At 55.7% G+C, this 25,902-nt stretch carries 20 protein-coding genes; 7 read left to right on the forward strand and 13 right to left on the reverse strand.

Features of this window, described 5'->3' with window-relative positions; all coding sequences use genetic code 11:
- Nucleotides 1-56: 56 nt before the first annotated feature.
- The 3 genes from TH30_RS00645 to TH30_RS00655 all read right to left on the reverse strand — a co-directional run bounded on the left by TH30_RS00645 (nt 57) and on the right by TH30_RS00655 (nt 4,095).
- Entirely contained in the window at nt 57-1,760 is a 1,704-nt protein-coding gene (locus tag TH30_RS00645) for a methyl-accepting chemotaxis protein (RefSeq protein WP_114096178.1), read from the reverse strand.
- A gap of 282 nt (nt 1,761-2,042) precedes the next feature.
- Nucleotides 2,043-2,789, reverse strand: coding sequence for a tRNA pseudouridine(38-40) synthase TruA (gene truA, locus TH30_RS00650; protein WP_114096179.1), 747 nt, complete (start codon nt 2,787-2,789; stop codon nt 2,043-2,045).
- A gap of 85 nt (nt 2,790-2,874) precedes the next feature.
- Nucleotides 2,875-4,095, reverse strand: a complete 1,221-nt coding sequence (locus TH30_RS00655; RefSeq protein WP_114096180.1) for an argininosuccinate synthase — start codon at nt 4,093-4,095, stop codon at nt 2,875-2,877.
- Between the two features lie 552 nt (nt 4,096-4,647).
- Here TH30_RS00655 and TH30_RS00660 point away from each other — a divergent pair.
- Both TH30_RS00660 and TH30_RS00665 read left to right on the forward strand, forming a co-directional pair.
- Nucleotides 4,648-5,364, forward strand: a complete 717-nt coding sequence (locus TH30_RS00660; protein ID WP_114096181.1) for a M48 family metallopeptidase — start codon at nt 4,648-4,650, stop codon at nt 5,362-5,364.
- A 259-nt stretch (nt 5,365-5,623) separates the two neighbouring features.
- Entirely contained in the window at nt 5,624-6,253 is a 630-nt protein-coding gene (locus TH30_RS00665; protein WP_114096182.1) for a LysE family translocator, read from the forward strand.
- Nucleotides 6,254-6,367: 114 nt separating this feature from the next.
- On the opposite strand, the gene TH30_RS00670 is transcribed toward TH30_RS00665, so the two are convergent.
- Nucleotides 6,368-7,273, reverse strand: a complete 906-nt coding sequence (locus tag TH30_RS00670) for a LysR family transcriptional regulator (protein WP_114096826.1) — start codon at nt 7,271-7,273, stop codon at nt 6,368-6,370.
- Nucleotides 7,274-7,619: 346 nt separating this feature from the next.
- Between TH30_RS00670 and TH30_RS00675 the strand changes: the two genes are divergently transcribed.
- The 5 genes from TH30_RS00675 (at nt 7,620) to TH30_RS00695 (ending at nt 12,620) form a co-directional block, all read left to right on the forward strand.
- On the forward strand, nt 7,620-8,609 hold the full coding sequence (locus TH30_RS00675; protein WP_114096827.1) for a Bug family tripartite tricarboxylate transporter substrate binding protein: 990 nt from the start codon (nt 7,620-7,622) through the stop codon (nt 8,607-8,609).
- Nucleotides 8,610-8,658: 49 nt separating this feature from the next.
- The gene (locus TH30_RS00680) at nt 8,659-9,201 is read left to right on the forward strand and encodes a tripartite tricarboxylate transporter TctB family protein (RefSeq protein WP_114096183.1); all 543 of its coding nucleotides are present in this window, start codon (nt 8,659-8,661) and stop codon (nt 9,199-9,201) included.
- A gap of 17 nt (nt 9,202-9,218) precedes the next feature.
- On the forward strand, nt 9,219-10,727 hold the full coding sequence (locus tag TH30_RS00685; RefSeq protein WP_114096184.1) for a tripartite tricarboxylate transporter permease: 1,509 nt from the start codon (nt 9,219-9,221) through the stop codon (nt 10,725-10,727).
- A gap of 23 nt (nt 10,728-10,750) precedes the next feature.
- A complete protein-coding gene (gene argE, locus TH30_RS00690; protein ID WP_114096185.1) occupies nt 10,751-11,929 on the forward strand; it encodes an acetylornithine deacetylase in 1,179 nt (392 codons plus the stop codon).
- A 376-nt stretch (nt 11,930-12,305) separates the two neighbouring features.
- On the forward strand, nt 12,306-12,620 hold the full coding sequence (locus tag TH30_RS00695; RefSeq protein ID WP_114096186.1) for a hypothetical protein: 315 nt from the start codon (nt 12,306-12,308) through the stop codon (nt 12,618-12,620).
- A 41-nt stretch (nt 12,621-12,661) separates the two neighbouring features.
- Here TH30_RS00695 and TH30_RS00700 read toward each other — a convergent pair whose 3' ends face one another.
- The 9 genes from TH30_RS00700 to TH30_RS00740 form a co-directional block, all read right to left on the reverse strand.
- Nucleotides 12,662-14,665, reverse strand: coding sequence for a transglycosylase domain-containing protein (locus TH30_RS00700; RefSeq protein WP_114096187.1), 2,004 nt, complete (start codon nt 14,663-14,665; stop codon nt 12,662-12,664).
- A 203-nt stretch (nt 14,666-14,868) separates the two neighbouring features.
- Nucleotides 14,869-16,785: a transglycosylase domain-containing protein gene (locus tag TH30_RS00705; protein ID WP_114096188.1), complete on the reverse strand. Its 1,917-nt coding sequence runs from the start codon at nt 16,783-16,785 to the stop codon at nt 14,869-14,871.
- Nucleotides 16,786-16,990: 205 nt separating this feature from the next.
- The gene (gene rfbC, locus TH30_RS00710) at nt 16,991-17,611 is read right to left on the reverse strand and encodes a dTDP-4-dehydrorhamnose 3,5-epimerase (RefSeq protein ID WP_114096189.1); all 621 of its coding nucleotides are present in this window, start codon (nt 17,609-17,611) and stop codon (nt 16,991-16,993) included.
- A gap of 6 nt (nt 17,612-17,617) precedes the next feature.
- The gene (locus TH30_RS00715) at nt 17,618-18,826 is read right to left on the reverse strand and encodes a hypothetical protein (protein ID WP_114096190.1); all 1,209 of its coding nucleotides are present in this window, start codon (nt 18,824-18,826) and stop codon (nt 17,618-17,620) included.
- Nucleotides 18,827-19,190: 364 nt separating this feature from the next.
- A complete protein-coding gene (galE, locus tag TH30_RS00720) occupies nt 19,191-20,186 on the reverse strand; it encodes a UDP-glucose 4-epimerase GalE (protein ID WP_114096191.1) in 996 nt (331 codons plus the stop codon).
- 110 nt (nt 20,187-20,296) lie between these two features.
- Complete coding sequence (locus tag TH30_RS00725) at nt 20,297-21,487, reverse strand: polysaccharide pyruvyl transferase family protein (RefSeq protein WP_114096192.1); 1,191 nt, start codon at nt 21,485-21,487, stop codon at nt 20,297-20,299.
- Between the two features lie 38 nt (nt 21,488-21,525).
- Nucleotides 21,526-22,848 (reverse strand): glycosyltransferase family 4 protein, encoded by a 1,323-nt coding sequence (locus TH30_RS00730; protein WP_114096193.1) that lies wholly within the window; start codon nt 22,846-22,848, stop codon nt 21,526-21,528.
- Nucleotides 22,835-25,030: a hypothetical protein gene (locus tag TH30_RS00735; protein WP_114096194.1), complete on the reverse strand. Its 2,196-nt coding sequence runs from the start codon at nt 25,028-25,030 to the stop codon at nt 22,835-22,837. The genes TH30_RS00730 and TH30_RS00735 overlap by 14 nt, the downstream gene beginning before the upstream one ends.
- Before the next feature lie 66 nt (nt 25,031-25,096).
- Entirely contained in the window at nt 25,097-25,882 is a 786-nt protein-coding gene (locus TH30_RS00740) for a hypothetical protein (protein WP_114096828.1), read from the reverse strand.
- Nucleotides 25,883-25,902: the final 20 nt, after the last annotated feature.

Raw genomic sequence — 25,902 nt, forward strand, 5'->3', positions numbered from 1 at the left:
CGCAGCAAAAAAGGTGGGCCAAGGCCCACCTTTTCATTCTGTCGGCTGTGTCTAAACTAGCCCGCGCGCAGTTGCGAGAGGAAGTCCGATACCGTGCCTTGAAGGGTGTCGATCTGTTTGGCAAGGGCCGCGACCGTTGTATCAAGTTCCCCCGCGGCAGCGCCGCTTTCGGTGGCTGCTTCGTGGATTTCATCGATATTGGCGACGACTTCGGTCGATCCCGATGACGCACTGGTCGCGCTGTTGGCAATTTCGTTTACGGCCGAGTTTTGCTCGTTCACGGCCGATGAAATGCCATTGGCGATTTCGCTGATCGACGAGATCGTCTGGGTCACTTTCTCGATCGCTTCGACTGTCACCTTGGTCTCGTCCTGAATCGCCCCGATCTGCTGGGCAATTTCATCAGTCGCCTTGGCCGTCTGGTTGGCAAGGTTTTTGACCTCTTGTGCAACCACGGCAAAGCCTTTGCCAGCCTCACCGGCACGGGCGGCCTCAATCGTTGCGTTCAATGCCAGAAGATTGGTCTGGGCAGCGATATCATTGATCAGACTGACCACCTCGCCGATGCGTTCTGCGGCCTCGGCCAGACCACCGACCATTTCATTGGCCCGAGATGCTTCACCCACCGCCGTTTCGGCAATTGATGTTGACTCACTGACCTGCCCGCCAATCGCACTGATCGACGCAGACAGTTCTTCGGTGGCAGCAGCAACAGTTTGCACATTGCGCGCCGAATCATTGGCGGCATCGGAAACCTTCTGGCTCTGACTGACCGAATGATTGGCAGAGTCCCGCATTCTTGCGGTCGATTTCAACATGCCGCCCGTGGCTTCACGCACCGAGCTCACGATCTGGCCAATCGATTGTTCAAGTTCAACCGCAAGACGGTTGCGCTGTTCAAGACGTTCCTGTTCGGCACGTTGTTCTGCCACCGCACGGGCTTCCTCGGCCTCGTCGATTCTGGCTGCTGTTTCGCGCCAGCGCACCAGACCATTGGCAATCGAGCCGATCTCGTCCTTGCGATCGGTAAAGGAAACTTCCTGTTTGAAATCACGGTCGACAAAACGCGAAATCGTCTGGCTTAGCACCCGAAGCGGTCCAAGCTGCCAGCGCAGCAACAGGAACAGCAGCCCAGCCGACGCAACGGCAACAATCAGTCCGACCACAGCGATACGAAAGACGATCTCATCTGATACTGCGGCAACGTCTGCCTTCTTGATACCGACATAGAGGATACCCAGAACATCGCCCGCCGGAGTCATGATCGGGCTGTATTGCGTGATATATTCAGTGCCCAGAATAAGGGCCTCACCGCGAAATGTTTTACCCGACATGATCGGCTGATATGCAGCACTGCCCTTGCCAAGCATGGTACCAACTGCACGGTTGCCGTCGGGTTTGATGATATTGGTGGAAACACGAACAAAATCCTGTTCGGCCGGGACATAGGCAAAGACCGTGGCGGTTTCGCCGGTTGCCGTCCCGATACGATCAATCAGTTCATGGGATGACAGATCGGGAATTTCGCTCATCACCAGATTGGATGTTTCACCATCCTTGCTGATCGTCATCCTGAAATCAGGATTTGCATCCTGAAGCAACATCGCGGCAATCCGCAGATTAAGCTTCTGTGATGACACACTGTCTGCCGACACCTTCTGATCGACCCTTTGCATGATCAGAACACCGAGCAAAATGATCCCGCCCATAAGGATGAGAACAGCGGCAAGCGCAACTTTCAGGATAAGACTTTTGGACATGCTTTCTCACTTTTCACCATCACCGGTAAAATGAGGCATGCCAGTGAATGGTTTATTGTTCACATTTCTCGAAGGTCTTGGCGCCGGGATTTGAATCCTTATAAAAATTAAAATAACACAATTAATCTTTACGTATAAATAATTATACGTTTGAATAGTTTACCACAATCAGCCATCAGCCCAAACCGCTCTCAGACAGCTTGACGCAAGGCGTGACAAACGTCGCAGCCCCTGGGCCACGCGTTTTAAGATGTATGGGAATGGTCGCGGATATGTCCGCCGTCAGTAATCGACCTTGACGAAATACAGGCCATCGGCCGGTGCGGTCGGGCCGCCTGCCCGGCGGTCACAGGCCTCAAGGGCGGTTTTGACGTCAATCGGCTTCCAGGCCCCTTTGCCAACCAGCACAAGGGTCCCGACCATATTGCGGACCTGATGATGCAGGAAGGACCGGCTTTCGGTATAGACCCGGATTTCAAGCGGATTTTCTTCACTGCGTTTGATTTCAAGTTTCTCAAGCGTCTTGATCGGGCTTTTGGCCTGACATTCGGTGGCCCGGAATGTGGTGAAATCAAACGTACCGATCAAATGCCGGGCCGCTTCATTCATCGCATCAATATCAAGAGGTTTGTAAATCCCCCATGCGAGCCCCGCCTCGAAGGTCAGCGGCGCACGGCGATTGATGATGCGATACATGTAGTAACGTTTCTTGGATGAAAACCGCGCATGGAAGTCTTCTGTGACTTCCTCGCATTCCTTGATCGCAACCGGATCAGGTTTGAGGTGATGGTTGATCGCATTCATCACCGCTTCAGCCGGATAGTATTTTGGCAGGTCAAAATGCACGACCTGACCCAGCGCATGCACCCCGGCATCGGTACGGCCTGAAACATAAACGCGCACGAACGTACCGGCGAATTTTTCGATTGCGGCCTCGAAAACCCGCTGAACCGAAATCACTTCGTCCTGGTATTGCCAACCGTGATAAGGGCGGCCATCATATTCGACGGTACATTTATAGCGCTGCATGGGCTGCTTTATAGCTGGGCTTGGAAACGAAAACGAGGGGCAAAAATGCCCCTCGCTTCCCCATCCGCAATCTCTTGCGGAAAACTTACTTCACGCCGTCGCGGTCAAAACCAAGGCGCAGACGAAGGGCGTTCAGTTTGATGAAGCCTTCTGCATCGCGCTGGTTATAGACGGTGTCGGCTTCGAACGTGACATGCTCTTCGGAGTAGATCGAGTTCGGCGACTTACGACCGGTAACGGTGACGTTGCCCTTGTAAAGATCAAGGCGAACAACGCCGTTCACGGTACGCTGGGTTTCGTCGATCAGGCGCTGCAGGGCCTGACGTTCCGGCGACCACCAGTAACCGTTATAGATCATCTCGGCATAACGCGGCATCAGCTCGTCCTTGAGGTGACCGGCGTTACGATCAAGGGTGATGCTTTCCATGGCACGATGTGCAACCGACAGGATGGTGCCGCCCGGGGTTTCGTAAACGCCGCGCGACTTCATGCCGACATAACGGTTTTCGACCAGATCCAGACGACCGATGCCGTTCTTGCCAGCAACTTCGTTCAGTTTGGTCAGAAGGGTTGCCGGGCTCATGCGTTCGCCATTGACCGCAACCGGGTTACCCTGTTCGAACTCGATTTCGATCGTGGTGATCGCATCGGGGGCGTTCTGCGGGGAAACGGTGCGCTCGAACATGCCTTCGTTCGGCTTGACCCACGGATCTTCCAGCGCCTTGCCTTCGTACGAGATGTGCAGAAGGTTGGCATCGGTCGAATAGGGCGGCTCGTCACCACCAAGCTTGTCGGCCGAAATCGGAATCTGGTGTTCGCGGGCAAAGTTCAGAAGAGCCGTACGCGAATTCAGGTTCCATTCACGCCAGGGCGCGATGACCTTTACATTCGGCTTAAGGGCATAATAGCCAAGTTCGAAACGAACCTGGTCGTTGCCTTTGCCGGTTGCGCCGTGGGAAACGGCGTCAGCGCCGACTTCCTCGGCGATTTCGATCTGGCGCTTGGCAATCAGCGGACGCGCGATCGAGGTGCCGAGCAGGTAAACGCCTTCATAAAGAGCGTTGGCGCGGAACATCGGGAAGACGTAATCGCGGACAAATTCTTCGCGCAGATCTTCGATGAAGATCTGTTTTACGCCGAACATCTCAGCCTTTTTACGGGCCGGTTCCAGCTCTTCGCCCTGGCCGAGATCGGCGGTGAAGGTCACGACTTCGCAGTTATACTGCTCGCGAAGCCATTTCAGGATGATCGAGGTATCAAGCCCGCCTGAATAGGCAAGCACCACCTTTTTGACCTGATCGCTCATTGGAGTGACGCCTTTCGTTTATCGATACAGTTCAGGAAGGGACGCATTTTCGCGACGCTTCCTGTCATAGACGCAATCCACTGATTGCGTCGGGCCCCGAATCGCCTGTTAGGCGCTCCGACGGCTCTTTATGCAAAATGTCGTACATCTTGCATAAAGAGCCCGAGAGCATAATGCTTTAGATCTGATGCACTTTGTTTGATTTTGGCGCGTCGTTTGGCAAGGCACAGCGTGCAGGACGATGCGGCGCATCGTTCAAGCGATGTAACGTCGCCAAAGGCCGCCAAAATCAAACCCTCCGGGCCGGGACATGGTTTTGTCCAGCAGCGTCAAGGTTCTTGCCCGTAGCCCCGCTACGCTCGGCGAACCTTTCCTTGCTCGACAAAACCATGCCTCCGGCAAAGTGGATCAGATCTAAAGTATTATGCTCTAGACCTTGAGCGCGGAGTATAGGAAAACACTACTAGGGGGCAAGACCCAAGATGGGGTTGATGTCAAAAAGGCACAAAAACCCGTAAATTTTCGCCCCGCTTTTGGAAAAAACCGCTCCGAATGCTCAAAGCTACCGAAGAAACAGAAATCGACCTGCCCAAAATCGGCCCGCTTCCGGTCCGGTTGCGCCCGAGTGCGCGCGCATCGCGACTCAAGCTGCGCATTGATCCGGCCTTTGACGGGGTCGAGATCGTTGTCCCAAATGGCGTATCGCGCAAAACCGCGATTTCCATGCTTCATCAGCATGGCGACTGGGTAACCGCCCATATTCAGCGCCTGCCCGAACGGGTGCAATTTGCGCCCGGTGCGTGGATTCCCTTCCTCGGTCATGATCATGCCATCCGCACCGTTCCCGACGCCAAACGCGGAGTCTGGGCCGAGGCCGGAGTGATCTGGGTATCGGGTTTGCCCGAACATACCAACCGGCGCGTGACCGACTGGCTCAAGAAGCAGGCGAAACTTGAAATCGCGCCACGTGCCCATGCCTATGCCGAGAAAATCGGCAAGAAAATCACCCGCATATCGCTTAAGGACACCCGCACCCGCTGGGGCAGCTGTTCGTCGAACGGTACGCTGTCCTTTAGCTGGCGACTCGTGCTCGCGCCGGAAGATGTGCTTGATTACGTGGTTGCCCACGAGGTCGCCCATCTTCAGGAACTGAACCATTCGGCACGGTTCTGGGCCGTGGTCGAAGACCTGTATGGCCCGTCCAAGAAACAGCAGCACTGGCTGAAACGCAACGGTTCCGGCCTGCATCGCTATGGTGCGGGCAGCTAGAGTGCGGTGTGGGACAATGGTGTTACCGGCAAAGGTGTTACCGGCAAACATGGCACCCCCCGCTGAACACAAAAACACGACGAACACTGCGAACACGGCACACAGCATCCCGGCCGCCAAACGGATCACCGATCACCATCGCAGATGACCGTCGCACAAGGCCGCACCTGTTACCTGCAATAGACACCAAGTTACGACGCCTGAAACACCCCAAAACGCCGCAAAGGCCTGCAACAACACAGTTTATGGAGCCCCACCCATGCTGATCCCGATTGAAACACTGGCGATTTTCATTCCGACCGCGCTGGCGCTGAACATGACGCCGGGCAATGACATGCTGTTTTGTCTTGGGCAGGGCATCAAATCAGGGCCAAAGGCCGGGAATGCCGCGAGTTTCGGGATTGCCACCGGGGCGATGATCCATACCCTTCTGGCCGGATTGGGTCTGGCCGCCCTTGTCGCGGCCCATCCGGTCGCACTGGAGGTTTTGCGCTGGGCGGGGATAGCCTATCTGGTGTGGCTGGCAATCGGGGCCTTCCGGTCAAGGGATCAACAGCTTGATCCGGCAGAAACCAAACGTTCCAGCGCCTTCGCGGCATGGCGTGACGGGATTGTGGTGAATTTGCTGAACCCGAAAATCATTGTGTTTGTGCTGGCCTTCATTCCGCAATTTGTTGATGCGTCACGCGGATCGGTATTGGTGCAGTTCGTGATTTTCGGCCTGATCCTTAATATTGGCGGGACGATCATTAATTGTCTGGTTGGCAGTTTTGCCGGGCAGCTTGGACAGGTTTTTTCACGCTCTGCCCGGATCGCACGCGGCTTCCAGATTTTTACCGGCTGCGTGTTTCTCGGCCTTGCAGCCAAGCTGGCCTTTGATAAGCGATAATGAATAATTCGCACCATTATTAGATTGAAATTAATAATAGCCCGACCTCGCCCCTGACAGTCTCCTGACAACGTTGTTGAAGGTCGCCCAACAGCTGTAAACAAATGTTTACAGCTAGACCACACAGCCGCTTTCGCGCAGGCGGGGCAGTTCGGCGCGCAGGAAACCAAGGAAGCTTTTTTCCACTGCGCTGAGTTCACGGGTAGAGGTAAAAAGCGCAACATCCCATTCAATGGCCGGGGTGAGTGTGCGGGCAACGACCTTGCCGTGGTCGACCAGAAGGGCCGCAAAGGGATCACTGACGGCAATGCCGACATTGCGTTCGACCAGACGCGAGACGGTGCGGATCGTGCGGCCCTCGACCGCGATCTTGCGTGGCCAGCCGGCAATCTGGAAAATATAGTCGATCTTGGTGCGCAGCGGCGAACCGATGGAAAGCTCGACAAAGTTTTCGCCACGCAAAAGATCAATATCAATCGTTTCAAACCCGGCCAGACGATGATCGACCGGCATCAGACAAACCGCGCGTGATTGCGCAAGCGGCGTGACCAGAACATTGGGGTCCTGCAGATCAAGGGTGATGCCGATCCCCAGATCGCATTCGCGCGTCGAGATCATATCGAGCATCCCTTCAAGACCGGTATCGGTGATGCTGATCGAGACTTTGGGGTGGGCCTGTTTGAATTTGGCCACCACATCGATCAGATAGGTGTCCACATAGATCGGCTGGGCCGCAATCCGGATCGAGCCCAACTGATCATTGGCAATGGCGCGGGCCTGGGTTTCGACTTCGCGAAAGGCATTAAGCGAGCGCAATACGGTCGCATGGAATTGCTGGGCCTCGGTTGTGGCGGTCAACTGGTTGCGCTTGCGGTTAAACAGAACAAATCCGACGGATTTTTCGAAATTGTTGAGCAAACGGCTGACCATCGGCTGACTGATATTCATCGCCCGGGCTGCCTTGGTGACAGAACCATAGGTCATAAAAGCATTGAAGCTTTCAAGTTCACGCAGGTTCATAATCGCAACTCCGATCATCTGGTTGGCAGCACAACGCCGCTGCAAACAATGCCACAGGCATCGGCTAAGGGTCGGGAACCACGGAACTTTTCCCGATTGAGACAAACCCGGAAGCATTCCGGCCCCCGCAAAAGCCCGCCACAAATGGCGGCTTGAGTCGGATAACACCCGATACAGCCGCCGTCCATAAAGGGGGCGAACTGCCCGGACGCGTTCAGTATGTAAATTAGTTATACTGAAATTAATTTTTTGCGTCACCAGTTATAGTTTGTCTATGGATAATGGATACAAAAACAAAAGACAGAGCTCCGGCAATCCTGCCACCACTATCCAGGGAGACATGAAAATGTTTCGACAGCTCAAAAAAGCCGCCGGCCTAGCCGCCGCCATCCTTGCGACGACCACCATGATTTCGACTGCCCAGGCTGATGCCTATCCTGAAAAAGCCATCACCCTTGTTGTGCCTTATGGTGCTGGTGGTGCATCGGATCTTGCCGGCCGTGCGCTTGCAGAAACCGCACGCAATTACACCGACGGCCAGCCGGTTGTTGTTGTTAACAAAACCGGCAACGGCGGCATGAGCGGTGCAAAATTTGTCACCGAACAGAAGCCGGACGGTTACACCCTTTTGCTGTCGCGCGTTGGCATGGCCCTGTATCCGGCCGTTTATGCTGACAGCCCGGTTGGCTGGGACGCTTACACCTTCCTGGGTATTCTTGAATCCACCCCGATGATTCTGGCTGTGAATGCCAATTCCGACATCAAGACCATTGATGACCTGATTGCCAAAATCAAGGACAGCAATGGCGCGACCACCTATGCCGCATCCGGCCCCACCGCGATTGACGGCTTCTCTGTTCAGGCACTTCTGTCTGACGTTGGTCTTGACCCGCTGACCGCTTCCACCCTCGTGCCATACAAAGGCGGCTCTGCTTTGGCCGCTGCCCTTCTTGGCGGTCATGTTGACTTCCTCGCAATTGCTGCCGGCTCCCTGATGCCCCATATCGAAGCCGGTAAAATGCGTCCGCTGATGGTTTATTCGCCGAAACGCATGGCAGCCCTTCCCGATGTCCCGACCGCCAAAGAACTGGGTTACACCCAGGCTGGCCAGGTTGGCGGCTGGAGCGGTCTGTACGCACCGAAAGACCTGCCTGCAGACGTCGTTGCAAAATGGACCGAAATCCTCGGCAAAGTTGCGACCGACGCACAGTGGCTTGATCTTGCTGCGAAACGCGGTTCGACCTCGGTTATTGGCGATGAAGATCCGTCTGCTTATGTCAAAAGCCAGTTCGAGCTTTACAACGGCATGGCCAAAAAGTTCGGCTACATCCAGTAAGGCGTTTTCGAACGTCCTTTGATCCAAGACTTTAATGCGAGACGGAACCATGAACCAAAATCGCGATTTCTATGCAGGGCTGCTTGCCACGGCATTCTTTGCCATCGTCCTGTTCGTTCTGATCCCGATCTATGTGAAGGTTCCGTCTTTCATTCCGGGCTTTGCCCCGCCGCCTGACATGTGGCCGCGCGTGGTGGCCATTATCGGCCTTGTCATGGGCATTCTGGCGGTTGTTCTGACCTTTCCGAAAATGCGCGAAGCCAGCCGCCAGCAGGTCACCGGCCTTGGCAGCCGGATCATCAGCCACAAGACACTGATTGCGCGCTTCGTTGCGGTCCTGATCGTGTTTGCCGCCTTTGTCTTTGGCATGCCGATGGTCGGTTTTGTCCCGGCAACCATTCTGATGCTGGGCGTGCTGTTTGTCATGACCGGCAATTTTGACCGCAAATTCTGGATGATCGGGCTGGCCCTTGTTTTCCCGGTTTTGCTTTATCTGCTGTTTACCGAAGTCACCCATACGCCCTTCCCCGAAGGCATGCTGTTTTCCGGCCGTCTTTCCGGCAGCCTTTCTGACCTCGTAACCCTGATCTGATCGAAAGCCCCTTCGTTATGTGGAATGAATTGCTTTATGCCTTCGACGCGGTCGCGACCCTTCCGAACTTTCTGGCGATGTTTGCCGGAATCTGGGCTGGCGTGATCATTGGTGCCATTCCGGGCATGACCGGTACGATGGCCGTGACCCTTGCGCTGCCCTTTACGTTCTATCTGCCGCCCGTCACCAGTATTCTTCTTCTGGTTGCGCTCTATAAAGGGTCGACCTATGGCGGGTCGATTTCCGCCATCCTGATCAAGACGCCGGGCACCGCGTCCGCGGCCTGTACGGTTCTTGACGGCTATCCGCTTGCCCGCGCGGGCAAGGGTGGCAAGGCGCTGAACATGGCGCTGATTTCAAGCTGCATTGGCGATTTCATTTCCAACATTTCGCTGTTCTTCCTGGCCATTCCGCTGGCGGCATTTGCGCTGCGCATTGGCCCGCCGGAATTCTTCATGCTGATGGCATTTTCGCTGACGATTGTTGCGAGTATTTCCGGTCGTTCGCTTGTTCTCGGGATTATTTCCGCCTGCCTTGGTCTTTTGCTGGCAACCGTGGGCGAGGATATTTACGGATCCTACCGGTTTGCGCTGTCTGAAGACATGAAATCGGGTCTTGGCATGGTACCGGTTCTGATCGGTCTGTTTGCCCTGCCCGAACTGATCAAGATGGTTGTCTTCCGCCCGGAAGAAAACAATGCGGCGCTTAAGCTTGGTGATAACCGCCTGACCCTTTCGGAATTCCGCGGATCAATCAAATCGATCTGCCGCGGGTCGCTGATCGGTGTTGTTCTGGGCGCCATTCCCGGTATCGGTCCGTCAACGGCTGCGTTCTTCTCCTATAGCGAGGCCCGCCGGACTTCAAAGAATGGCGACAAGTTCGGCGAAGGTGAGCTTGAAGGTGTTGCAGCATCGGAATCGGCCAATAACGGTGCGTGCGGTGCGACCATGATCCCGCTGATGGCGCTGGGTGTACCGGGTGATGTGATTACCGGTGTGATGCTGGGTGCCTTCATGATCCATGGCCTGACCCCCGGCCCGCTTCTGTTCCAGAACAATATCGGCGAGGTTTATGCGCTGTTTATCGGCATCCTGTTCAGTTCGGTCTTCCTGTTCATTGCAGGCAAGGTCACGGCAAATGCCTTTACCAAGATCTCGCGCATTCCGCAGACCCTGCTTCTGCCCTGCATCCTGATCCTGTGCGTCTATGGCATCTATTCCATCGGGGCGAGCCCGTTTGATGTCACGGTTCTTCTGGTGATGGGCGTGGTCGGCTTTTTGATGATGCTGCTCAATATCCCGGCAGCACCGTTCCTGATCGCTTTCATCCTTGGCCCGATGTTTGAAGACAATATGCGTCGTTCGCTTGCGATTTCGCGCGGTGATCTTGGCGTCTTCTTCCAGTCATGGATTTCCTGGGGCTTCTTTGTCCTGACCGTTCTGTTCGTTGTTTTGACCATTCGCCGCGAATGGAAAAAATGGCGCGAAAAGCGTGACGTTGCCAATAACGCCACGTCCGCTTCCTGATCCGAGAAACGAGAAATTTTAAAATGTCCAAAACCAATATGTCCCGCCTCCACAGTGCCATCGATATGCTTGGCAAGCTGGTCGCGTTCGACACCACGAGCAAAAACTCGAATCTCGGTCTGATCCATTTTGTCCGCGACTATCTTGCGGAATATGGCATTGAATCGACCCTGTTCCATGATGAAACCGGCGAGAAAGCCAACCTGCTTGCGACCATTGGTCCCAAAGGGGTTCCGGGCATCGCGCTTTCGGGTCATACCGATGTTGTGCCTGCCCTTGAGACCACCTGGATCAGCCCGGCATTCGAGCTGACCGAGCGTGACGGCAAGCTGTTTGGTCGCGGGGCAGCGGACATGAAGGGCTTTTCGGCCTGTGTGCTGGCCCTGATCCCCGATCTGGTCAAACGCGATCTGGCAATCCCGTTCCATCTTTGCCTGTCCTATGACGAGGAAGTCGGCTGCATCGGTGTTGGCTCGATGGTCGATCATCTCGCCGCGATGGATACCCCGCCGCGTCTGGCGGTGATTGGTGAGCCGACCGACATGAAAGTCATCAATGGCCAGAAAGGCAAATATTCGATGCGGGTGGGCGTTACCGGCACCGCCGGGCACAGCTCGTTTGCGCCCAACCATGTCAATGCCATCGAATATGCGACCCGTGCGATCAACCTGATTGCCGAGAAGGCCCGCGAATTCGAAGAAAACGGCCCGTTTGACCACGATTTCACCGTGCCGCACAGCACCATGCTGACCACCACGATTGGCGGCGGCACGGCGACCAACGTCACCCCGGATTATTGTGAATTCACCTTTGAAATCCGCCATCTGCCCGAACATGACGCCGAAGCGGTGATTGCCGAAATTCGCGATACTGTGATGGCGACACTGGATGCGGAAATGAAGGCCAAAGCCCCCGAGACCGGCTTTACATGGGAAAAGATCTTTTCCTATCCGGGGATGGGTGATTGCACTGATGCCCCGGCATTCGAGCTTGTGCGCAACATCATCCCCGAAATTTCGGGCAAGGTGTCCTATGGCTCCGAAGGTGGCGTGTTTGAAAAACAGGGCAATATCCCGTCAATCATTTGCGGTCCGGGCAGCATCAAACAGGCCCATACGCCCAACGAATTTATCGAGATTTCGCAGCTCGAGGAATGTCTTTCCTTCCTTGAGGCGCTCACAGATCAGGCCGTCGCGGCCTGATACCCTCACCGCGGCGCTGCGTCACCCTCAGCGCCACTCGGCCGCTGCAAGCAAGCTGTCCACTCCAGCTTAGCGTCGCGCACCGACAGGTGAGAACTCCCTGACTGCATCTCTCCCCAAGGGATGCAGTTTATGGTCGGGCTTCTCCCCCCAGATCCGGCCCCCCGGATTTGACAGATCCCGACCAATAGCAAACCAAACTCAAGACCGGCTCGTTCATCGATGCCGGTCTTTTTTTGTGGTCGGGTCAAGGCGGCATTCCCAAGCGATCAGACTACGATGGCCTATCGATTATTTTTAGTTAGCAAAGTTTGACAAAACACAAGGAATAGAACCCTAATACAACCTGTGGTTAATATTGAAAGGGCGAATCACGATGTCTACTTACTGCGTAACTTTTCGAATTGCGAGTAAGACGGTCAACGGTAAAACTTACGATGATCGTTACGAGAAGCTAATTGACAACCTTCACACAGGAAGTAACGGCTTCTGGGCCGAACCGACATCTTTTATCCTCGTAGGCTCAAGCCTAGACACAAACTCTTTTGCAAAAAAGATTGTAGAAGGACTCAGCAGGTCAGATGACATGCTATTTGTTTTTGACCCAGAAGATATGTCTGCCTGCTACTTCGGCGCAGTAGATGGTCCTGATATTTTAAAGTCGTTTTTCCCACGCGCTCAAGAAATCTAACAACCACCTAAGTACATACAAATCAGATAATTCGAAAAGATTTACTCTTTCTTGCTACTCGCACTGAAGCCCTTGGTGAAGTCGCGCCAGCTTTCATCTTCGCCGACCTTTTTCGAGCGCGCCAGGGCGGCCTTGCCAAGTGATCGAACCGGGATGTTTTGATGGGCATGGAGCATGAAGTCATGCCAGAGCGTTGCGGGCAACCCGCCGCCGGTGACTTCGTCCATCGGACTGCCATTGTCATTCCCAACCCAGACGCCCGCCACCAGATCGGAGGTATAGCCGATGAACCATGCATCGCGGTAATCCGACGTGGTGCCGGTTTTACCCGCAGCCGGACGGTCAATGATGGCATTGCGCCCGGTGCCCTTGGCAATCACGGCCGAGAGCATGTTGTTCATTTCACCGGCATGGAGCGGGTTCATCAGACGGCCCGGGAATTCATCGCTGCGCTGATAAAGAACTTCGCCGCCCTTGCCGATAATCTTGCTGACGGCATGCGGGAAGACAGCAAAACCGCCATTGGCAACAATGGCATAGGCCCCGGTCAGCTCAAGCATCGAGACTTCGCTGGTGCCCAGTGCCAGACTGGGTTCAGCGGTAAGCGGGGATGAAACCCCCATGTCACGCGCCTTCTGGACCACGGTGCCCAGACCGACTTCCATCGCCATCTGGACGGCAATAGAGTTGTTTGACGTCGCCACCGCATCACGGATCGACATGGTGCCGTGATGCTGGCGATCAAAGTTGCGCGGTTCCCAGCCATTGATGGTGATCGGCACATCGCGCATCCAGTCGTTCGAACCGAGACTTTTGTCGAGCCCGGCAAGATAGACAAACAGCTTGAAGACCGAACCCGGTTGACGGCGGGCCTGTGTCACACGGTTATACTGGCTTTCGAAATAGTCGCGTCCGCCGACCATGGCGCGCACCGCCCCATCGGGCGTCATTGCCAGAAGGGCACCCTGTGTCACATTTTTGGCCCGGGCCCCGTTGCTTTCAAGTGCACGTTCAAGATTGAATTCGGCGATTTCCTGAAGACGGGAATCAAGGGTGGTATGGACCAGAAGATCCTGATCGACATAGCCGACATAATCGCGCACCCGATCAAGCACCCAGTCCGAGAAATAGCGCACACCCGGCCCGGCATCGGCCTTGCGCGCGGTGCGCACACGGGTCTGTTTGGCGCGTTCGGCACGCGCATTGGTCAGGGCACCGGTCGAGGCCATTGCATCAAGCACGATATTGGCCCGCTCGGCCGATTTGACCGGATCGACCATCGGGTTATAGCGACTTGGCGCCTTTGGCAGACCGGCGAGTACAGCCGCGTCATAAAGGTTCAGACGACGCGGATCGGTCCCGAAATAATAGCGTGATGCGGCATCAATCCCGTAAAGGCCCGAACCGAAATAGATGCGGTTAAGATAGAGCGACAGGATTTGCTGTTTGTCGAATTTGAATTCCAGCCAGATCGCCAGAAGGACTTCCTCGATCTTGCGGCCAAAGCTTTTTTCCGGCGACAGGAACAGGTTCTTTGCCAGCTGCTGGGTGATGGTGCTGCCACCTTCGGCCAGACGTCCCGAGGACAGGTTTGCCCAGGTCGCGCGCAGGATGCCGACAATATCCACGCCGAAATGGTCATAGAACCGGCGGTCCTCGATCGAGACAAAGGCCTGACCGACATAATCGGGAAGATTGCGGACCTCGACCGGAGTGCCATAACGGTTGCCATAGGTGGCAAGGGTTGCGCCATCAATGCTGATCACTCGGATCGATGGTTTGCGTTCGCTGGCAACATCAAAGCTGACCTTGTCGGGAAGGCCATAGCCGTAATAGGCGACAACACCCCCGCCCAGCACCATGACCCAAATGCTGCCCAGAACGATGAATTTTGCAATCGCCTCTGGCCCGGGGATCATATCCCCCAGACGCGCAAAAAGACTTCCCTTGCGTTTGCCTGCGCTGCTGACGCGCTTTTTCTTTGGCTTCGAACCGGTCGATCCCTTGCGAACGCTGGTTCGTCGTTTGAATTCTCTTTGGGCCACAAATGCACCTATCGGTCTGGACCGGTCATGCCATGCGAACCCGTTGACGCGAAAGTGGTGATCCACTTTGCCAGCCCTGCGGGTGCGCCGGACATTCCGGCGTTTCTTATTTCTACCGGCAGCCCGAAATCAGACAGGCCGGTATTGTTATATGTCCCAACCGAGGAGGGAGTCCCCCGTCTCCCCGCTTTGCGACTGTTGTTTTATTTTTTGCCGTTCAAACCCTGTTTCCACAGGTCGGTTACACCATCACTGTCACGGCGACGTTGCGACGACGCACGGATCATCGAGCGGATGGGTAATCCTTCATGTGCATCAAGCATAAATAACCGCCACAAAGACGCAAGTTCTACCTCACCGCGGACATCCATGCGTTCACGTTCATCATTGCCCGCCCAGACCGTGGTGATCAGATCAGACGAGAAACCGACATACCATGCATCGGTACCGCCACCGGCCACCGTGCCATAACCGGCAAAGGGCCGGTCAAGGCGGACCTGCGGGTCGGTCACACTGGCATAGAGCACATAGGATCCCTGAATGGCCTCGTCGGTCAGGCGTTTTTCCTGTTCGGGATCAACGCGCTGATAGATCGGTTGTGCCTTGGGATCGTCGGTGTAGGAAACCGTGTTGATCAGGGTGATCATCGGAGGTTTTCCCGCATTCTGCGGCAAGGCATGAATGGCGGTAATGTCGCTGAGCGTGACCGGATCAAGACCGACCACGGTGCGGATATCGGTCGAAAGCGGACTTTTGATCCCGATATTATGGGCATATTGACGGACATTGAGCAGCCCGTAATGGTCGGCCAGATTGGTCGGCACCGTATTCACATCGCGGACAAAGGCTTCGCGCAGTGAAATTTGTCCCTGATATTCGTGATCGGGGTTGATCGGCCGCCAGCCCCCTACCGCCATGCGGTTATCGCGCACCCATTGCGCCGGGTCGCTGTTTTCATTGAGCGCGTAGTAATATGTGGCGATCTTGATCATGCGTCCGGCTGGATGACGGACTTCGGTCACGCGGTTGCGCTGAAACGGGGAATAGTCCGAACCACCGATCAGCGCACGAATGCGGCCCTCGGGGCTTATGGACAGCAGGCCGACCTGATTGGCCCCGCGCGGTTTAAGACGCAGCTCCGAGACTTCCCGGACCACATCGCGCGCAAGGTTTTGCACCTTGAGATCAATGCTGGTGACGACATCGATATCGCGGCTGGTATAGCCGACAAGATCGGCGACTTCTTCAAGCACCATATCGACCACATAGCCCGACAGGACATTTTCCTCGATCTGGACATCGAGCTTGGGCAAGACAAGGGTCAGGGCCGAAACGCGGTTGCCCTCGATGAATTTGTATTGGGCGAGCTTGGCCAGAATTTCATTGGCCTCGGCAGCGGTTTCATGCGGATTGAACAGCGGATTGAATTTTTTCGGATCGCTGATCGCCGCAGCCAGAACGGCTGCCTGATGGAGGCTCATGCGTTCGGACGGGCTGCCATACCAGATGCGCGATGCCGCCGTGATACCGAAAATGCCGCGCCCGACATAGCTGCGTTCAAGGTAGCTGCGCAGGATGGTCTTTTTGCTAAAGCTCCATTCCAGCCAGAGTGCGACGAGCAGTTCCTGAAAATGGCGACCCGCACTGTTGGCCTTGGTTTTGAAGAAGCTGCGCGCGACCTTCATGGTGATGGTCGAGCCGGAGCCTTCCGCGCCACTGAAAATGCGGGCGAAATCCGATCCTGACACCCCGAAATGGTCATAGAAATTCGGATCAGCCGCCGCAACAAACACGTTTTGCACCCGTTCGGGCAAGGTGGTCAGCGAGACATCCTGACTGTAATGGCCCTTGATGGTTTCGAGCAGCGCACCGTCATAGCCCAGAATACGGATTTCGGGGCTTCGGATCATGTTGCGGCTCAGATCAAGGCTGGACTGGATCGAATATCCAATCCCCAGAATGGCAAAGCCGGTGACCGACAGGAAAAAGGCAATCAGAAACGTTCTGCGCCGCCGGATACGCCGCCGAATGGTGCGCAGCTCGCGCTCGGCAATCCGCTTCATCGCTGTTTGTGCTGCTGATTGTCCGCCGCTTTGTTGTTCGTCGTCGTCTTCTGCCACGCCGAAATTCCGTTCATTGCCCGTGTTTTATATTGTTCCCCACCAGTAAAACGCCAAGCCGTTAAGAAAATACTTTAACCGCCGGTTTCACAGCGAATATTCGTCAAAGCGGACAGGCCCGAATACAAATGGCGGGGCAGCCGAAACTACCCCGCTTTGAACGGTGATGCTGTGATCAATGACCAGGGGAGGTTTTCGGGCGTGGCTAGCGCGCACTCGCGCCAAAGCGTTGCGCATCGGCAAAGCCCCTGATCGGGGGCATGGCGCCGAGCATATCGGGGGCCAGATCGGCCAGACGCGGCAAATGACGGTCGCGCTCCGAAAGGACGACCTGTTGTCCGAACAATTCCCAGTCTATGCCAAGATCGGGATCATTCCAGGCAATGCCGAAATCATGTTCGGGGCTGTAATAGTTCGAAGCCTTGGTTGTGACATGGGTTTCGGGACGCAAGGTCTTGAAGCCCTGGGCAAAGCCTTCGGGGATCCAGAGCTGATACCAGTTTTCTGCACTCAGCTCGATCTTCAGATGCCGTCCAAACGTTTCTGATCGCGGGCGGATATCGACGGCAACATACAGGATTGCGCCCTGTGTCACCCGGACAAGACGGCCCTGGGCATAGGGGCTGGTCTGAAAATGCAGGCCACAAAGCGTATTGATCGGGGTGCTGATGATCTGGTTTTCCTGAACCAGATCGATCTCGCCGATCACGTCGCGGAAATCATCATTGCGAAAGGTCTCGGCAAACACGCCGCGCTTGTCCCGGTGGCGGTTGGGCACAAACAGAACCGGTCCGTCGATATCAAATTCATCAAATTCCACAGGCATTGATCGTTACTCCCTGATCGAGATCGGAACACGGATCAGTTGACGCGGCACGCGCCAGCGGTCCTTGAAGGGTTTGGGCACCAGACGGACAAAGATCAGGCTGGCCTGATCATCGACCGTGCCAAACAGGCGGTCTGTGCTGTCATCATCAATGATCGACGGATAGGCCGAAAAGCTTTCGCCCGGCCCGGCATCGGGTTGCAGGGGCTGCTGATAGAGCAATTTCGGATCGGACCAGCGGGTCAGATCTGTCGAGGTCGAATAGAAAAATCCTGCGATATCGTCCTTGCCGGTATTGTTCTTACTGCTCTGGCGAATGCGGTGCTGATAGATCGCGATGAAGCGGTTGGAGTTTTCATCGCGGACCAGACCGCGAATGGATGATACCCCCTTGGGCCCGACGCGCGCGCAGTCGGTTTGGCGAACCGACCAGCCCTGATCGGTCAGGGTGGCGGCCTGCTCAAACCCCGATCCGGTCCAGATATCCCACCGGCCCGGATCATTGGCCGGGGCGCGCACCAGACAGTTTCGCGAGTTTTCCCAACTATCGGCACGTCGCCAGACAATGGCATAAAGGTAGTTCTGCCACTGAACGATATTGGTCACGGTCACATAGCTTGGCGCGCGTTTGCGATCATCGCGATAGGGCCGGGGCGGCGGAAAGGGGGCATGACGGGGCGGATCACCAAAATAGCTGAACGTCTTGCCCCCATCGGTTGATTTCAGGGTCACCAGACCGTTGATCCAGCAATCGGTGCGCTGGGTGCGGCCTTCACACGGCATGTCATGGCGGTAGGGGATGAAGCTTGCACTGCCAAGCGCATAAACATCGCGCCCGTTGCTGGTATAGATCGCCTGAAGCCAGGTGCGATCATCAAGCAATGCCGGGTCGGCCTTGCCTGCGGCCATGAAGCGGCTGTCGCAATCGGGTTTCAGGCTGTCAAAGCCGTAACCGACAAAGGCCCGGTTTTGAAAATTCGGGGCAAACAGCACCATTTTGCCCTGATCATTGCGAAAGGCGCGGGCCGGTGAGTCAGGAAGATGATGGTTGTCACAACCATCGACATCACTGTCAAACATCACGGTTTCCGGGCCCGAGACCGTGATTTCGGTATCGGCTGCGGCTGGCGTCCAGCCGGCAAGACCGCCAATCAGCAACCCCGCGACAAAGGCCGACAGCGCGACAGATGATCTGGAATATTGAAATCCGGGCACAGCTTACCCCTTTGACAGGCCATAAAAGGACAGGGTGATAAAACAACAAGGAAAAGGGCGACGCGTAGCACTTCTGGGGCAGTGCCACGCGTCACGTCAGCAATGTCACGCCGCCTCTGCGACTTTCGGGGCCGGGAGGAAGCCCAGACAGCGTGCCATGCTGTGTTCCTTGCAAGACACATTTCGCGCATCACGGCATGACCTTGTCCAAGTCAGGAAGGATCGGGTCATTTTGGTATCTCCTGCCGGGTCGGTGAGCACCAGTTGAGGCCGGAACATACCGCACCGGGTCATATCGCGCCGGGCCACTTGCCAGCATTTGTGCGAACCGCTTGCGCATGTATCGAATGCAGGATGCGGCTTGTCAGGCCGCACTGACTTCGCGGCCCTTGAGGCTTTCTTCCCAGTCAAGGGCGTGCCGGACAATCGCCGTGAGATCGTCATGGACCGGCTTCCAGCCAAGTTTCTGACGAATGCGGTCGGCCCCGGCAATCAGGGCTGCCGGATCACCGGCACGGCGTTCGGCCAGATCGACGGTGAAATCAACGCCCGAGACCTGTTTGACGGCATCAATGACCTCGCGGACCGAGAAACCGCGCCCATACCCGCAATTCATCACATCGCTTTCGCCGCCCTTTTCAAGATATTCAAGCGCAAGCACATGGGCATTGGCCAGATCGGTGACGTGAATATAGTCACGGATACAGGTGCCATCGGGGGTTTCGTAATCCTCGCCATAGATGGCCATTTTCGGCCGGACACCGGTTGCGGCCTGACTGGCGATCTTGATCAGATGGGTCGCCTTGCGCGAAGTCTGCCCCGACCGGCCCGCCGGATCAGCACCGGCAACATTGAAGTAACGCAACGCGACATAGCGCAGATCATGGGCAATCGCGGCATCAGCCAGCATCTTTTCGGTCATCATCTTGGATGTGCCATAAGGCGAGATCGGCTTGAGCGCAAAGTCTTCAAGGATCGGGGTGGTTTCGGGTTCACCGTAAACGCCCGCGGTCGAGGAAAAGATGAAATGCCTGATCCCGCTATCGACAGCGGCCTGGGCAAGCGCACGGGAATTGACCGTGTTGTTATAGTAATATTCCAGCGGATAGATCACGGAATCCGGCACAATGATCGAACCGGCAAAATGCATGATTGCCGTGACCTCATGTTCGGCGATCACCCGACGCACCAGATCATAGTCACCACAGTCACCTTCGACAAAAGCCGCCCCGGCAGGCACCGCCCAGCGATGCCCCTGAGAGAGATTGTCAAGCACGACGACATTGCGTCCGCCATCAAGCAGTGCGAGTGCCGCGTGGCTACCGATATAACCAGCGCCACCTGTTACAAGTACAGTCATTGCCGTGTCTCCTTGTTGATGTTGCCCATTCTGATCTGGACATACTGGACAAGCACAGCCGCCATGACCTTCCCGCGCCGGGGTCGCCATGGCGGCAATACCCGGTGTCGTCACGCAACCTTTCGTTCGGGCTGCGCATCCCTGCTCATGACATTGAGCATCTTGTGATCGATGTTGTTTTCGCTCAGGAACGTCGCCATCTCGCGATAGGTCTGGAACCAGGCGCGGTTGAACTTGTCGAAAAGATCCTGATTCCAGTAATCTTCAAGCACGAATTCCTTGGTCGAGAACACGTCATAGGACGGGATCTGATAGGTTTCGGCGAATTCGACCGTCCGGCTGTCATAGGTGAAATAAATCGACGGAACACCATTCGACAACGCCATCAGATTGCCGTGCAGACGATAGCCCAGCACGCAGTCCTTTTGACGGACGAGGTTTTCATAATCGGCAACCACGTCGGAATAGAACAGCTTTTCGCGATAGAGACGTTCCATCGTGTCGTCGAGATACCAGTTCCTGACCCAGTCATTGTTTTTCAGCGCCTGCATCGCTTCTTCGCGCTGCATGTTGCTGCCAAAGACCAGTTTTTTCTCTTCGGGTTCACCCTGAGCCATCAGGGTGATGTCATCAAACCTGCCAGCAAGCTCCTTGACCAGATCACGATGGAAGGTCAGGTAACGCTTGATGTCCTGCGCATAGGCCGGTGACACTTCGCGGCGCAGGGTGATGCCGACATTGCGCACACTATCAAGCGACGGCAGTTTGATGCGCATGTCGGGATTGTTTTGGCGGAAGGCGGTCGGACAGCCAACGATACGGACATTGGTAATCCCCAGATCCCAAAGGACCTGTGCGGTATAAGCCCCGCGCACCCCGATAGAGGTCGTTGAGTCCGCCATCATGCGCAGAACGGTTTTGGTCTGTTCGGAAAGCTCGAGCTTGCCTTTGACCGGTGCCTGCGCACCAATGCCAAAGCCCAGAACCGGCAATTTCAAGCGTTTGAGAACATCAATGGTATTGCGCCAATCCATTTCCGAATGGATGTAATTCGACCCGCGCAGGAACACATAGTCATATTCCTCGCGAAGACGGTCGATATCTTCCATCTTTGGTTCGGCAATCGGCAGAACACCGAGCTTGTCATAGTTCATCAGTTTCAACGATGAATCGAAAACGAAGGCATCACCGATATTGTGGTAATGGTTGATGCTCCGCTGAACATCCTGATAGTTGTACCACCGGACGCAGTCGTGGTCGTAGACTTCGCCCGACGGGATCATTACGAGAACGCGCGCCATATTGTGTCTCCTTGGTTGATCACGTTTTTGTTCCGAATTCAGGCCGTGCTTGCCACGCTGTGTTCCGCGGCAGCCTTTGCAGACAGCAGGCGCGTTTTCAGAACCTCCCGATACTGCGCAAGATGTTGCTCTGCGCATTCCTGATAGGTCGTGACACGCGGAATCCCTTCGCGCATCCGATCCCAGAGTTTGTTGTCGCTTAGAACTTCGATCAGCCGGTCGGCCAGGTCTTCGGCACTGCCGACACGGAAATGCAGACCATTGACGCCGTCCGTAATTTTTTCGGCCATTCCACCAATATTCGAGCAAATCATCGGTCGCCCGTGGAAGAATGCCTCCTGAATGACGACGGGCGAGTTTTCCCACCAGATGGACGGAATGATTGTCCAGTCGGCGAGTTCCATCAGTTTGGGCATTTCCGTATTCTGATAGGCGCCATAGAAACGCACCCGGTCACCGGCCTTTTCGATCAGGTCATGGACCTTGTCCTGATAGTCCTGTGGCTGGCGGTCCAGATTGCCGCCAAAGATCATCAGACGGGCATCATCGCCCCAGATGTCATCGGGCACACGCCCGACCGCATCAAGCAGGATATCGGCCCCCTTGAACATCGTCAGCTGCCCGAAAAAGGCAAAGCGCGACCGCCGCGGCTGGGTTTTGGAAAGCGGGCGGTCTTTTGCCCGTTCGTCGATATCAAGACCGTTCTCGATCACCGACATTTTTTCGGCCTTCATGCCCCAGTCGATAAAACGATTGGCCAGAAATTCGCTGGGCGACACATAGTGGTCAGCCAGTTCAAGCATCGCCTTGATGAAGCGTTCACGACGCAGGAAGGATGCCGGGGAGATGTTGGGGAAACAGCCATTGCATTCAATCGGGCTTGCCCGGTTGCACAGCTTGGTCCCGCCGCTTTTGAGCATCTGGCCATGGTTGTGGCAGATGGTCAGGAATTCGTGGAACGTAAAGAAGATCGCCGTTTCCGGAAGTGCTTCACGGATGGCATAGATCGTCTCAAGACCAAGGCCCAGATAGTGATGGAAATGCACCACATCGGGTTCGTAATCCTTTACGAAGCGCAGGAAATCGCGATCAATTTCATCAGTACTGCCATTTGACAGCAGGAAGTGATCATAGTTTTCGGCGTGATAAAGGATTTCATTGTCCTTTTGACGCAGGCTCATCAATGCCGATGCGCCATGGCGCGGAACAGGATTGCCGACCCGGGCCAGATAGAAACTTTCGACCCCGTCAATGGCATTGAGTCCCTTATGCAGGTTGTAGGAGGCGACTTCTGCCCCGCCCAAAGACATGCTGGGGTGACCATGCGAAATAACCAGAACACGCAAATCATTCGACGGCATTGTTATGACTCCGCAAGTTTGAGACGACCAGCGACCAGCGGCGATCAAATGCCCAGCGGTCGAGACGATGGGACAGTTCTTCCCAGGCGGGCGCGTTGCTTATGGATTGCTCGCTGCCCAGGACTTCGATTTCGGGAATCCAGAATGACGGGGTTCCGGCCATGCGCAGCTTGAGCGCCAGATCGAGATTTTTCTCGGCCGGGCCGATATAGCCGCGCGTGAAACCGCCAATATCGACGATGGCCTTGCGCGGCAGAATGCAGCATTCAATGGTGCCTGCGGTGACTTCGCTGGGTTCGGCCCCGTCCAGAACAGCACAGGGATAGCCGACATAGCGATCCGACAAATACTGATCACCCTTGGCATCGGCCTCGATCCATGTTCCGGCCCAGCGCACGGAATCGTCTTCAAACAGGATGGTGGGTGACACCAGCGCCTTGCCACCGCGCTTGCGATAGGCGGCATAAAGCTGATCGAACCATCCGTTATAGCGCGGCAGAATATGGGCAGATACCAGCCCAACCGTTTCGGAACTGGTTGCGGCAATCCCGACTTCAAGCGCGTCACAGAAATCCTCGACGCCTTCGGCAAAGACGATGCGGGTATTGAGTTTGTAGAAGGCCGCCAGACGCAACATGTCGCTGCCGACCTGATCGAAACTTTCGACCGGGCCTGCAATGACAATCGGCAGATTGCGGGTTGCCTGATCAAGCCCCAGCAGCGCGATGGTGACACCAATATCATTGATCGTATCATCGACACCGACGACCAGCGTTACCGGAGAATTTTCGTCAAAATCGCCGATATCATGGATATCCACCGCATAGGGGTTTTGCGATGTCATGCCCTGAAGCATCGGGCCGAACTGACGTTCAATACTGTTTGATGCGGTCACCGAACGCGGATCAAGTGACGGCAGGACACGCGACAGGGCCTGACGGGCCGATGAACGGGTCGGGTTCAGGGGACAATATGCCGGAAAGGCATCGCTGATCCCCAGTTCCAGATAAACCGGCTGATCGGAGGGCGGCGTATCGTCAAGCGGACAGAACACCAGAAAACCGTGATTGTTGCGCGCCGGATTGAGCCCCGAAAACATCGGATCATTGGCAAAGGCGCTGGTAACATCGGCACGCGATTGTCTGGTCCAGCGATCATCAATGCGGACCACCTCGCCATTCACACGCAAGAAAACGTTTTCCACAGCCCGGTCAGGATCAAGCATCCAGCCCGAAATCAGCACACCGCTGCCTTCGATCAGCAACGAGAAATCAATGCCGATCCGGACGGGACGATCCAGTTCGGAAACCGTATCGCGGCCATCAAAACGATGGGCAGCCATCTGAAGATGGGTCAGGATATTTTCCGGTGCGCGAACCCGGTCAAGAACCGAACGGATATGGGCCGGGACATCCGAGGGTGCGACCAGAACACGCTGTTGATAGACCTCGATCCCGTACCAGCCTTCGCGGCCCCGGAAATAGACACGTTTGAGTTTGCCGGGATTGATCGGCTTGTCGCCCAGCATCAGGCCGGTTACACCCGATGCCTCGTCACCCAGATCATCGCGCTGAAAATCGGCACTGGTCAGTTCAGCCAGAACCGGAACATCTTCAATCGCAATCACACGGGTTCGCCCGACCGGGAAGTCGCTTGACCAGCCCTGAATATAGATGTCGCCTTCTTCAAGGCCGCCAAGCACCTCGATAAAGCCGTTGCTGCGCGCTGCGGTCTGCACAAGGGCGGCGACCTTTTTCAGGCGCTTCTTGTCGGGATCGCCGGCAAGCAATGCTTCGATCACGCCATCAATCACGGTTGCAAATGCCGGTCCTGACTGATCGGCAATTGATGACAGGATGGCCTCGACCCGTTGTTGACGGTTTTCGATCCGGTATTCGCGCGGCTTTCCCGCCCCCTGAAACAGGGCCGTTTTCAAACGGCGCGGTGCCACATCCTTCATCGGGACAAGGGCCACGAAACCATAGGCATTTTCAGGATCGGTTTCATTGCGTCGCCAGCTGATCACGGATGCCTGTACCTTGGCGTCAGACTGACTGTTGAGATAAATGGCAATTGTTGCCGGAAGCGCATTCCCCACCCCGACCAGAAGGGCAAGGCTTTCGTCAATCAGGGCGGCGACAACCGTTCTGCCATCAAGAGGCATGCCTTGATTTTCCGTCATTTGCGGGCCTCATGAATTCTGAAAACATATATTGAAAACAAAGTGCTACCTGTCATTTTCATGGGATCACCAGACAATCGCGCCGATTGCCAATCCGGTCGTCACACCGATCAGGCATGACAGGATCAGAAGCGGTGTTTTGAGATCATTGGTGTGCCGCGCAGTCAGCGCCGACAGACGTTCGTCAAAACCGCCCAGCGATTTGTCGAAACGCACAAGAAAGACTTCAAGCTCGTCAACGCGGCTTGAAAGTTCTTCCTGTCCGGTGCGGACAAGTTTTACCCCGGCTTCGATGCCGTCATCGGCAGAGGCCAGTTCATCCATGCGTTTGGTCGCACCAATCAGCCGTTTGGCAGCTTCGCGCTGACCGTTTTGCAAGATGTGCTGGGCGGCCAGAAGACGGTCGAGCCGATCAAGAATTTTACCAAGCGGCGCATTCAGGGCGGTGTGGGCTTGCTGTTCGCTTTGCGAGGGAATGCGCAGATCAACTTCATCACGTGAGCCGGGCATCAATGCACAGACACTGATGGTATCCGGACTGGCCAGAGCGGCGTCGGGCAATTCGATTTCAAACGCATGTTTGCCATCGCCAATCCCGTTGCGGCGCAGATCGACCCGTTCATTTTCCGCCGTCACCCGCAACAGGGAATGACCGTTCAGGCGGATAATGACTTCGATGCGGGCATCGGGTTGCTGCGGGCACCACACCCATCCGAACAGACGGCTTTGATCAATTGCATCGACCCGCCCTTCGAGCGTCAGCGCATCTTGTGCGTCATTGGCAGACGCATCGTGACCGGCACCCGGTTTCGGGGCGTTTGTCTTGGCTGGCTGTTTCTCGGCGAGTGCCATAATCATCTCCTTGGTGGATA

It is taken from the genome of Thalassospira profundimaris (assembly GCF_003326795.1).
Taxonomy (GTDB): Bacteria; Pseudomonadota; Alphaproteobacteria; order Rhodospirillales; family Thalassospiraceae; genus Thalassospira; species Thalassospira profundimaris_C.

Excerpts from the sequence above, each read along its gene's own strand:
- TH30_RS00645 (WP_114096178.1), bottom strand. The coding sequence starts at position 1,760 with ATGTCCAAAAGTCTTATCCTGAAAGTTGCGCTTGCCGCTGTTCTCATC.
- truA (WP_114096179.1), bottom strand. The coding sequence starts at position 2,789 with ATGCAGCGCTATAAATGTACCGTCGAATATGATGGCCGCCCTTATCAC.
- TH30_RS00655 (WP_114096180.1), bottom strand. The coding sequence starts at position 4,095 with ATGAGCGATCAGGTCAAAAAGGTGGTGCTTGCCTATTCAGGCGGGCTT.
- TH30_RS00660 (WP_114096181.1), top strand. The coding sequence starts at position 4,648 with ATGCTCAAAGCTACCGAAGAAACAGAAATCGACCTGCCCAAAATCGGC.
- TH30_RS00665 (WP_114096182.1), top strand. The coding sequence starts at position 5,624 with ATGCTGATCCCGATTGAAACACTGGCGATTTTCATTCCGACCGCGCTG.
- TH30_RS00670 (WP_114096826.1), bottom strand. The coding sequence starts at position 7,273 with ATGAACCTGCGTGAACTTGAAAGCTTCAATGCTTTTATGACCTATGGT.
- TH30_RS00675 (WP_114096827.1), top strand. The coding sequence starts at position 7,620 with ATGTTTCGACAGCTCAAAAAAGCCGCCGGCCTAGCCGCCGCCATCCTT.
- TH30_RS00680 (WP_114096183.1), top strand. The coding sequence starts at position 8,659 with ATGAACCAAAATCGCGATTTCTATGCAGGGCTGCTTGCCACGGCATTC.
- TH30_RS00685 (WP_114096184.1), top strand. The coding sequence starts at position 9,219 with ATGTGGAATGAATTGCTTTATGCCTTCGACGCGGTCGCGACCCTTCCG.
- argE (WP_114096185.1), top strand. The coding sequence starts at position 10,751 with ATGTCCAAAACCAATATGTCCCGCCTCCACAGTGCCATCGATATGCTT.
- TH30_RS00695 (WP_114096186.1), top strand. The coding sequence starts at position 12,306 with ATGTCTACTTACTGCGTAACTTTTCGAATTGCGAGTAAGACGGTCAAC.
- rfbC (WP_114096189.1), bottom strand. The coding sequence starts at position 17,611 with ATGCCTGTGGAATTTGATGAATTTGATATCGACGGACCGGTTCTGTTT.
- galE (WP_114096191.1), bottom strand. The coding sequence starts at position 20,186 with ATGACTGTACTTGTAACAGGTGGCGCTGGTTATATCGGTAGCCACGCG.
- TH30_RS00725 (WP_114096192.1), bottom strand. The coding sequence starts at position 21,487 with ATGGCGCGCGTTCTCGTAATGATCCCGTCGGGCGAAGTCTACGACCAC.
- TH30_RS00730 (WP_114096193.1), bottom strand. The coding sequence starts at position 22,848 with ATGCCGTCGAATGATTTGCGTGTTCTGGTTATTTCGCATGGTCACCCC.
- TH30_RS00735 (WP_114096194.1), bottom strand. The coding sequence starts at position 25,030 with ATGACGGAAAATCAAGGCATGCCTCTTGATGGCAGAACGGTTGTCGCC.
- TH30_RS00740 (WP_114096828.1), bottom strand. The coding sequence starts at position 25,882 with ATGGCACTCGCCGAGAAACAGCCAGCCAAGACAAACGCCCCGAAACCG.